This window comes from Mycobacterium sp. E3198, assembly GCF_001667015.1.
Classification (GTDB): Bacteria; Actinomycetota; Actinomycetes; order Mycobacteriales; family Mycobacteriaceae; genus Mycobacterium.
The window spans coordinates 1-3,283 of sequence record NZ_LZIS01000062.1 but is presented as its reverse complement, the minus strand read 5'-3'; the positions used below and the strand labels follow the sequence as shown (position 1 = coordinate 3,283).

General features: G+C 68.7%; 2 protein-coding genes and 2 pseudogenes. 2 read left to right on the top strand and 2 right to left on the bottom strand.

Translation table 11 applies throughout. From position 1 onward, the window contains the following. A pseudogene (locus tag A5673_RS28225) lies at positions 1-180 on the top strand (ATP-dependent DNA ligase); the annotation flags it as partial. A 39-nt stretch (positions 181-219) separates the two neighbouring features. After that, a complete protein-coding gene (locus A5673_RS07530; protein WP_068229311.1) occupies positions 220-2,487 on the top strand; it encodes a carbon starvation CstA family protein in 2,268 nt (755 codons plus the stop codon). Here the strand turns inward: A5673_RS07530 and A5673_RS07525 are convergent. Beyond that, positions 2,484-2,963: a hypothetical protein gene (locus A5673_RS07525; RefSeq protein ID WP_068229308.1), complete on the bottom strand. Its 480-nt coding sequence runs from the start codon at positions 2,961-2,963 to the stop codon at positions 2,484-2,486. The two genes, A5673_RS07530 and A5673_RS07525, sit on opposite strands and share 4 nt — an antisense overlap. Beyond that, positions 2,960-3,283, bottom strand: a pseudogene (locus A5673_RS29470) (mammalian cell entry protein); the annotation flags it as partial. The pseudogene A5673_RS29470 and the gene A5673_RS07525, both read right to left, overlap by 4 nt.

The following is a 3,283-nucleotide window of genomic DNA, read 5'->3' as shown; positions in this document are numbered from 1 at the left end:
ATCGGGTATGTGGTAAACGTGCGGCCCGAACAGGTGGTCGAGATCGCCCTCGACGGCGTGCAGAAGTCGTCGCGGTACCCGGGCGGACTGGCGCTGCGGTTCGCCCGCGTGGTGCGCTACCGCGACGACAAGGGCCCGGCCGAGGCCGACACCATCGACGCCGTCCGCGCGCTGTACTAAAACACGCGTTGTCGGTTTTGCGCGCGTAGGGTTTCCGCCGTGACAGTCGAAGAGCGTGACAAAGACGTCAGCTTCATCCACACCCTCGAACACCTGCCGCCGGTCGCCATCGTCGACCGCTCCCCCATCACCACTCGGCACAAGATCGTCTTCGCCGTGATCGCGGTCGTCGGCGCCGTCGCCTGGGCGATCATCGCGCTGGCTCGCGGCGAGACGGTCAACGCCGTCTGGTTCGTGGTCGCGGCGATCTGCACGTACGTCATCGGCTACCGGTTCTACGCCCGGTTGGTCGAGATGAAGATCGTCCGGCCGCGCGACGAGCACGCCACGCCCGCCGAGGTTCTCGACGACGGCGCCGACTACGTGCCGACCGACCGGCGCGTGCTGTTCGGCCATCATTTCGCCGCCATCGCCGGGGCCGGGCCGCTGGTGGGTCCCGTGCTGGCGACCCAGATGGGCTACCTGCCGGGCGCGATCTGGATCGTCCTCGGCGCGGTGTTCGGCGGCTGCGTCCAGGACTACCTGGTGCTGTGGATCTCCACCCGCCGCCGGGGCCGTTCGCTGGGCCAGATGGCCCGCGACGAGCTGGGCCCCGCGGGCGGCGCGGCCGCCCTCCTCGGGGTGCTCGTCATCATGGTGATCCTGATCGCGGTGCTGGCGATGATCGTGGTGCAGGCGCTGGCCAAAAGCCCGTGGGGGGTGTTCTCGATCGCCATGACCATCCCCATCGCCCTGTTCATGGGCGCTTACCTGCGGTTCCTGCGGCCCGGGCGGGTATCGGAAGTGTCCGTCATCGGCTTCGCGCTGCTGCTGCTCGCCGTGGCGTCCGGCAACTGGGTCGCCGAAACGCCCTGGGGCGCATCCTGGTTCACCCTGTCGCCGATCGAGCTGTGCTGGTGCCTGATCGGCTATGGCCTCGCGGCGTCGGTGCTGCCGGTGTGGTTGCTGCTCGCGCCGCGTGACTACCTGTCGACGTTCATGAAGGTCGGCGCCATCGGGCTGATCGCGCTCGGCATCGTCATCGCGCGCCCGGAAATGCAGGCACCCGCGATCTCGCACTTCGCCACGAGGGGCAACGGCCCGGTGTTCGCCGGATCGCTGTTTCCGTTCCTGTTCATCACGATCGCGTGCGGCGCGCTGTCGGGATTTCACTCGCTGATCTCGTCGGGAACGACGCCGAAAATGCTGGAGAAGGAAGGCCAGATGCGGCTGATCGGCTACGGCGGCATGATCACCGAGTCGTTCGTCGCCGTCACGGCGCTGATCACCGCGTCGATCATCAACCAGCACCTGTACTTCACCCTCAACGCGCCGGCCGCGCAGACCGGTGGCACGGCGGCCACCGCCGCGCACTACGTGAACTCACTCGGCCTGTCCGGCGCGCCGGCCACCGCCGACCAGATCGGCCAGGCCGCCACCGACGTCGGCGAGAAGTCGATCGTCTCGCGCACCGGCGGAGCGCCGACGCTGGCGCTCGGCATGGCCGACGTGCTGCAGGGGGTGTTCGGCGGCGCCAGCTTCAAGGCGTTCTGGTATCACTTCGCGATCATGTTCGAGGCGCTGTTCATCCTGACCACCGTCGACGCGGGCACCCGGGTCAACCGCTTCATGCTCTCCGACGCGCTGGGCAACTTCGGTGGCCCGCTGGCCAAGTTGCGCAACCCGAGCTGGCGCCCGGGCGTGTGGGTCTGCAGCCTGGCCGTGGTCGCCGCGTGGGGCGGCACCCTGCTGATGGGGGTGACCGACCCGCTGGGTGGCATCAACACGCTGTTCCCGCTGTTCGGTATCGCCAACCAGCTGCTGGCGGCCATCGCGCTGACCGTCGTCACCGTCGTCGTGATCAAGCGGGGCCTGCTGAGGTGGGCATGGATCCCGGGAGTGCCGCTGCTGTGGGATCTGGCCGTCACGCTGACGGCGTCGTGGCAGAAGATCTTCTCCGGGGATCCGGCGGTCGGCTACTGGACCCAGCACGCGCGCTACCTGGCGGCACGTAACGCGGGCAAGACGGCGTTCGGTGCGGCCAAGAACGCCCGCCAGCTCGACGAGGTCATCCGGAACACCTTCATCCAGGGCGCGCTGTCGATCCTCTTTGCGTTGGTCGTCGTGATCGTGTTGGTGGCCGGAGTTGTCGTCGCGGTCAGGGCGATTCGCGGCGGCGGCCGGCCGCTGACCGAGGAAGCGCCGGTGCCCTCCCAACGGTTCGCGCCGTCCGGCCTGATTGCCACGCCGGCCGAGCGGGAGTTGCAACGGCGATGGGACGCGGTCCCCTCCGCCATCGCGAAACCCTCAGGTGCTCAACATGTTTAGACCGGGTCAAAGCCCGATATCAGCCAGCGGCCGTCGACCTGGTCCAGCGTCACCCGCACGCTGGAGGCGGTGACCGCCGGAGCGCCGCTCCCCTCGGTCGTCGTCTGGCTGACGAACACCAGCACCACGGCTCGGCCGGGTTCTGCGGACACCGCCGCCGCGGCCTGGACTGTCGCGATTGCCGAGACTTGCTTGCGTTGCGCCCCCGGGATCACGACGTCGCGGGTCAGCGAGGTGTAGGAGTCTTTGAACCCACCGGTCAGGCGGTCGCGTGCGGCCCCGAGGTCACGCTCGACCGTGGCGGGCCGGTAGGAGAGCAGCGCGACCGTGGCGTCCTTGGCCGCCTGGATCGCCGCGACGTCGCCGGGGTTGCGGTCGGTGCCCGACGGTCCCTGCGCCTTCAGGAATCCGGCCGCCAACGCCAGCAACAACGCCAAGCCGGGCAGCACGCCGTAGGCCAGCACACGTCGCGTCATGGCACGAACTCGACGTTGGAAACCTTCGCCACGCCGCCGACCTGCCGGACCGACAGGCGCATCCGCCAGGCATGCCGCTCCGGCTGGGGCGCGACCGCGCTTGACGTGGTCACCGTGACCGCGACCAGCACCTGCGCCTTGTCATCCGACTGAGACTCCACCGCCGCTTCCGTCACCGTCCCAACCGATTTCGACTGCGTCCGCAACACGACGTCGACATACGGTTGTGAGCGTTCGGAGAAGTTGTCGTAGAGCGGGCCGGTCGCGCGGTCCAGGATGCGTTGCAGGTCGGCGTTGGCATGGTGAAAGTCGATCGTGGT

Coding starts and splice junctions, on each gene's coding strand:
- A5673_RS07525 (WP_068229308.1), bottom strand. CDS start 2,963: ATGACGCGACGTGTGCTGGCCTACGGCGTGCTGCCCGGCTTGGCGTTG.